This window comes from Gottfriedia acidiceleris, assembly GCF_036421055.1.
Lineage (GTDB): Bacteria > Bacillota > Bacilli > Bacillales > Bacillaceae_G > Gottfriedia > Gottfriedia acidiceleris_C.
Genome location: NZ_JAZGQS010000046.1, coordinates 1 through 635, shown reverse-complemented (window position 1 = coordinate 635; position 635 = coordinate 1). Strand labels below are relative to the sequence as shown.

Here is a 635-nt window from a genome sequence, read left to right as displayed (position 1 = left end):
CGATGAAGGCCTTCGGGTCGTAAAGCTCTGTTGTTAGGGAAGAATAAGTGCTAGTTGAATAAGCTGGCACCTTGACGGTACCTAACCAGAAAGCCACGGCTAACTACGTGCCAGCAGCCGCGGTAATACGTAGGTGGCAAGCGTTGTCCGGAATTATTGGGCGTAAAGCGCGCGCAGGCGGTTTCTTAAGTCTGATGTGAAAGCCCCCGGCTCAACCGGGGAGGGTCATTGGAAACTGGGAAACTTGAGTGCAGAAGAGGAAAGTGGAATTCCAAGTGTAGCGGTGAAATGCGTAGAGATTTGGAGGAACACCAGTGGCGAAGGCGACTTTCTGGTCTGTAACTGACGCTGAGGCGCGAAAGCGTGGGGAGCAAACAGGATTAGATACCCTGGTAGTCCACGCTGTAAACGATGAGTGCTAAGTGTTAGAGGGTTTCCGCCCTTTAGTGCTGAAGTTAACGCATTAAGCACTCCGCCTGGGGAGTACGGTCGCAAGACTGAAACTCAAAGGAATTGACGGGGGCCCGCACAAGTGGTGGAGCATGTGGTTTAATTCGAAGCAACGCGAAGAACCTTACCAGGTCTTGACATCCTCTGACAACCCTAGAGATAGGGCTTTCCCTTCGGGGACAGAG

Annotated in this window: 1 rRNA gene; it reads left to right on the top strand. The window is 52.4% G+C overall.

Annotated features, from left to right (window positions below):
- Window positions 1-635: ribosomal RNA gene (locus RAH41_RS22450) — 16S ribosomal RNA — on the top strand; the annotation flags it as partial.